The following is a 5,646-nucleotide window of genomic DNA, read 5'->3' on the forward strand; positions in this document are numbered from 1 at the left end:
AGTGCAGTTAATTTGCTCACTTTTTCGCTGACAGTGGTATGATACGCGCCACGAATGCTTTGACCCACTTACTCCTCGTAATTTACAGACAATAAAATCGTTAAACGAACTGTGCTTTTACCCAATAAGCGCATTGTTGGTTTTTTTGTTTTTGAAAGTAGGCGGTAACAAATATTTAACTATTGTTACGCTTATTTTTTACACAATTCGAGGATTTGTGGCAAGCTAATAGTCCTTTTGTTTTAGAGTCACTGTTTTAGGATCTAAAACAGGACTCAGTAATTTAGACCACATTTACCTATCACTTTATCCAAGTGATATTTTGATTTTTCGGATTAACACGCATGAATAGCAAATCTCCTATTTTTACGGCTCAATCTGATGTCGCTCTTCGCATCCACGTAGATCGCGCAGTTCGTCATTATTTTGCACAATTGCAAGGTGAGCAACCATCTCAGGTATATGACATGGTGCTGGCAGAAATGGAGAAACCTCTTTTATCTGTGGTCTTAGAATACACTCGTGGCAATCAAACGCGCGCTGCTGAGATTTTAGGCCTTAACCGCGGAACTTTACGTAAAAAGTTAAAAGCTCACGGTTTAATGAGTGAATAATTGATAAAATGCTCACGTTCTCGTGGGCATTTTTTTTGCCTTTGTTTTAATCTGTAGACTTCAAACTGTTGACTAGAATCATGACTATCAAACGTGCTTTAATCTCTGTTTCCGACAAAACTGGAATCGTTGAATTTGCTCAAAACCTTGCTGGATTAGGGGTAGAAATCTTATCTACGGGCGGTACTTATAAGTTGCTTAAAGACAACAATATCGCTGTAGTAGAAGTTTCTGAACATACAGGTTTTCCTGAAATGATGGATGGTCGTGTTAAGACACTACATCCAAAAATTCATGGTGGTATCTTGGCGCGTCGCGGTCTAGACGAAGCTGTGATGCAAGAACACAATATCGATGCAATTGATCTTGTCGTAGTAAACCTTTATCCATTTGCAGCTACAGTTGCTAAACCAAACTGCTCTCTTGCAGATGCGATTGAAAATATCGATATCGGCGGTCCAACAATGGTGCGTGCAGCAGCGAAGAACCATGCTTCTGTGGGTATTATTGTAAATGCTTCTGACTATGATTTAGTCGTTGCTGAATTAAAAGATAATGGTGCACTTTCTTACGCGACTCGTTTCGACTTAGCGGTAAAAGCGTTTGAGCACACAGCACAATATGATGGCATGATTGCATCTTATTTAGGAGCACGTGTTGGCAAGGCTGAAGGTGAAGCAGATTTATTCCCTCGCACGTTCAACACCCAACTCAATAAAGCTCAAGATTTGCGTTATGGTGAGAACCCTCATCAAAATGCAGCATTCTATGTTGAAGCAAATGCTAAAGAAGCATCAGTTTCAACTGCCAAACAATTACAAGGCAAAGAATTGTCTTATAACAATATTGCAGATACAGATGCGGCACTTGAGTGTGTTAAATCATTTGCAAAACCTGCTTGTGTCATCGTTAAACATGCAAACCCATGTGGCGTTGCAGTTTCATTAGATGGTATCCATGCGGCTTATGATCTTGCTTATGCAACTGATCCTGAATCTGCGTTTGGTGGCATCATTGCATTCAACCGTGAGCTTGATGTTGCAACGGCTCAGGCAATTGTAGATCGCCAATTCGTTGAAGTGATTATTGCACCAAGCATTGCTGACGGTGTACTTGAAGTTACTGGTGCGAAAAAGAATGTTCGTGTCATGGTGTGTGGTGAACTTCCAGCCATTGATGCACGTACCGCTCAACTTGACTATAAACGCGTGAACGGCGGTTTACTGGTGCAAGATCAAGACTTGGGCATGATCACCAAAGATGACCTTAAGGTTGTGACTAAACGCGCGCCAACTGAACAGGAAATTGATGATCTCATCTTTGCATGGAAAGTTGCAAAATATGTGAAATCAAACGCAATTGTTTATGCCAAAAACCGTCAAACCATTGGTGTAGGTGCAGGTCAGATGAGCCGCGTGAACTCTGCTCGTATTGCTGCGATCAAAGCTGAACATGCTGGCTTAGTGGTTGAAGGTGCGGTCATGGCATCTGATGCATTCTTCCCATTCCGTGATGGTATTGATAATGCGGCTAAAGCTGGCATTAAATGTATTATCCAGCCAGGTGGTTCAATGCGTGACGAAGAAACTATCGCCGCTGCTGACGAGGCAGGTATTGCAATGGTGTTTACGGGTATGCGTCACTTCCGTCATTAATATATCCCTGAAGTCCCTCTTGCTCAAAGAGGGACTTTTTTATTTTTAACAGGTATATTCTTAAATACTGAAAAAGGGAATAACTTTAAAATGAATATTTTAGTTTTGGGCAGCGGTGGCCGTGAACATGCACTTGCATGGAAAATCGCACAAGATGCAAAAGTAACACAAGTTTTTGTTGCGCCGGGTAATGCAGGCACAGCAACCGAAGATAAGTGTCAAAACGTTGATATCGATATTTTAAATAATCCTGCCATTATCGAATTTGCAAAGGCAAATGATGTGGCATTGGTGATTGTTGGTCCTGAAGCACCTTTAGTAAATGGCGTGGTTGATGCAGCACGTGAAGCAGGTTTAAAAATCTGGGGACCGACTCAGTACGCTGCACAGCTTGAAGGTTCTAAAGCATTCGCTAAACATTTCCTGAAGCGCCATGACATCCCAACCGCATTTTATGACGTCTTTACCGAAGTGAACGCTGCAAAAGCTTATATCGAACAGCATGGCGCACCAATCGTGATCAAGGCCGATGGCTTAGCGGCAGGTAAAGGTGTAATCGTTGCAATGACCAACGAAGAAGCTTTTGCTGCAATAGACGATATGCTTGCAGGCAACAAGTTTGGTGATGCTGGTTCACGTGTTGTCATTGAACAATTCCTTGATGGTGAAGAAGCTAGCTTCATTTGCATGATTGATGGCAACAACATTTTACCGATGGCAACTTCACAAGACCATAAACGTATTTTTGAAGGTGACCAAGGGCCAAATACTGGTGGTATGGGTGCTTACTCTCCTGCTCCAGTTGTTACACCAGAAGTATTTGAACGTGTAATGAATGAAGTCATGCGCCCTACCGTTGATGGTATGGCAGCTGATGGTCATGTTTACACAGGTTTCTTATATGCTGGCTTAATGATTGATGAACAAGGTCAACCACGCGTTATTGAATTCAACTGTCGTTTCGGTGATCCAGAAACACAACCGATTATGATGCGTTTAAAATCATCTTTAGTAGATTTGGTTGAAGCAGGTATTGCGGGCAATCTTCCAAAAGAAGCTGAGTGGGATGAACGTAAATCCATCGGTATTGTACTTGCAGCTGAAGGATACCCTGATACAGTCCGTAAAGGCGATGTGATTTCTGGTATCGGACAATCTCCTGAAGATACTAAGATCTTCCATGCAGGTACAGCTACCACTGAAGATGGCCATATCATAACGGCTGGAGGTCGCGTTCTTTGTGTAACAGCGTTAGGTGATACAGTACTTGAAGCCCAGATCAATGCTTTAGAAGTGTGTGGTCAAGTGACATTTACGGGTATGCAATACCGTAGCGATATTGGTTACCGTGCCATTGCGCGTGAAAAGGCAGAATAAGCCAATCTAATTGATAAAAAAGCTTTCCTTGGAAAGCTTTTTTATTCTTTAATAGGCAATAAATCAAACTTCTATATTCATTACTTAAATATAAAATTCAGAAAAACATATATTTATTTTCCCGTAAATCACTCAACCCCACATTTAAAAAAATTTATAAAACTATCATCAGTTTATATTTACTTTCAACAAAATTTCCCTCAAATAATCATATGCTTATATATCCAAACACAAATACCGCCCCTGTATCAGTTGGTAAATTATTGCTATGATTGCTAAAATCTTGAATACAGCTCAATTGTTGTTTTAGATTATTCATGATTATTTTCAATCATTTAATAAAATAAAACATCAATATTCTATTGTATTCAGCTCCCAATTTAATTTAAGGAATAATTGGATAGAGATTTTCCAGACACGGGATAGACCAACTGGAATTTGAATATTCATCTATTTCTTGTGTTGTTGCAAACAGTCTTCTGGATTAGAAATTAAAAACAATTCATATGATTGTTGAATGAGGATGCCAATTTGCAACATACAAACCCATTGCAATGATTGATGCTTGAGAAATCATAATGTTCTCGGCATTGTTCCGATTAGGATTTATACATGAAAAAGCTGATTAGCCTTTTTTTAAGTGTATCTGTGCTACTACTTGCAGCATGCAGTAAACAGCCAGATACCGCATCGAGTGAACAAAAAAATGATGCTGCGGGCCTCCAGACTGTTGTTATCGCATCTACAGGTTCAGACGCTGATATTTGGCGCCATATTGCCAGCCTGCCAGAAACCAAGGCTGCAGGTATTAAACTGGAAGTGAAAAACTTCACGGATTATGTGGCAATGAACACCGCGGTTGCCAATAAGGAAGTTGATCTCAACGCATTCCAGTCTTATGCTTATCTGGTTGCTTTCAACGCAGCCAACAAAGACAAGATCGCGCCTGTTTCAACCACTTATTTAGAACCTATGGGGATTTATTCAAACAAGGTGAAGAAAGTTGAAGAGTTTGCCCAGGGTGCAACCATTGCCATTCCAAATGATGGTGCCAATGAATCCCGTGCATTATTACTTTTACAAAGCGCTGGCTTGATCAAGTTAAAACCTGACTTTGACCCAGTGAAAGGTACGCCTGCCGACATCATTGAAAACAGCAAGAAAATTGTAATCAAGCCGATTCAGATGGCAACTGCTGTACGTGTAAAAGACGAGGTTGATGCAATCTTGTTAGGTAACACCCTTGCGATGGAAGGTGGTTTGAACGTTCTTAAAGATGCAATCTATTACGAACCAATTAATCAAAGCACTAAATTGAATGTCAATGTTTTAGCAACGGCTGAATCTCGTAAAGATGATCCAGTATTGCAAAAAGTCGGCGCGCTTTATCATACCGAAGCAGTCAAGCAATATGTACAGGAACACTTTGCGGGCACTAAAGTTGACGTAAACAAACCGATAAGCTATCTCACAGAAGCAAATCCGTAATATAATCGTCTCAATAAAACAGGCAAAATAATTTTGCCTGTTTTTCTTTTTTGCCTAGTATTGACGAACATGATCCAATTTAAAAATATTTCAAAACGCTATCAGCTAAAAGGTCAAACGATCAACGCGCTGGATCAAATCAATTTAGAGATTCCAGCGGGAAGTATCTTTGGCATTATTGGCTATAGTGGTGCAGGTAAAAGTACCTTAATCCGACTGATTAACTTGCTTGAACGCCCATCCGAAGGGCAGGTCATCATCAATCAAAAAGATTTTACTGCAATGGATGCACGCACTCTTCGTCAAGAACGTGCAAATATTGGCATGATTTTTCAGCACTTCAATTTATTACAAACCAAAACGGTGTCTGAAAACATTGAAATGCCACTTAGGCTACTTGGTCACAGCAAGGCGGAACGAGAGAAACGTTTAGCTGAACTGCTAGATTTTATTGATCTCAAACATAAAAAAGATGCCTACCCTGACGAACTTTCAGGTGGACAAAAACAACG

5 protein-coding genes are annotated in these 5,646 nt (G+C 40.4%); all 5 read left to right on the forward strand.

Annotation, left to right across the window (positions count from 1 at the left end; translation table 11 throughout):
* Positions 1–344: 344 nt before the first annotated feature.
* Positions 345–614, forward strand: a complete 270-nt coding sequence (gene fis / locus B4H32_RS01955; RefSeq protein WP_001086304.1) for a DNA-binding transcriptional regulator Fis — start codon at positions 345–347, stop codon at positions 612–614.
* An 80-nt stretch (positions 615–694) separates the two neighbouring features.
* On the forward strand, positions 695–2,269 hold the full coding sequence (gene purH / locus B4H32_RS01960; RefSeq protein WP_004682618.1) for a bifunctional phosphoribosylaminoimidazolecarboxamide formyltransferase/IMP cyclohydrolase: 1,575 nt from the start codon (positions 695–697) through the stop codon (positions 2,267–2,269).
* 90 nt (positions 2,270–2,359) lie between these two features.
* Complete coding sequence (purD, locus tag B4H32_RS01965; protein ID WP_004682619.1) at positions 2,360–3,646, forward strand: phosphoribosylamine--glycine ligase; 1,287 nt, start codon at positions 2,360–2,362, stop codon at positions 3,644–3,646.
* Between the two features lie 612 nt (positions 3,647–4,258).
* Positions 4,259–5,134, forward strand: coding sequence for a MetQ/NlpA family ABC transporter substrate-binding protein (locus B4H32_RS01970; RefSeq protein WP_286799552.1), 876 nt, complete (start codon positions 4,259–4,261; stop codon positions 5,132–5,134).
* Between the two features lie 69 nt (positions 5,135–5,203).
* Positions 5,204–5,646, forward strand: a 443-nt coding sequence (locus B4H32_RS01975; protein ID WP_286799556.1) for an ATP-binding cassette domain-containing protein, incomplete at its 3' end; no start/stop codon positions are given.

It is taken from the genome of Acinetobacter sp. UBA2063 (assembly GCF_002333245.1).
GTDB classification, from domain to species: Bacteria; Pseudomonadota; Gammaproteobacteria; order Pseudomonadales; family Moraxellaceae; genus Acinetobacter; species Acinetobacter parvus.

Excerpts from the sequence above, each read along its gene's own strand:
- fis (WP_001086304.1), top strand. The coding sequence starts at position 345 with ATGAATAGCAAATCTCCTATTTTTACGGCTCAATCTGATGTCGCTCTT.
- purH (WP_004682618.1), top strand. The coding sequence starts at position 695 with ATGACTATCAAACGTGCTTTAATCTCTGTTTCCGACAAAACTGGAATC.
- purD (WP_004682619.1), top strand. The coding sequence starts at position 2,360 with ATGAATATTTTAGTTTTGGGCAGCGGTGGCCGTGAACATGCACTTGCA.
- B4H32_RS01970 (WP_286799552.1), top strand. The coding sequence starts at position 4,259 with ATGAAAAAGCTGATTAGCCTTTTTTTAAGTGTATCTGTGCTACTACTT.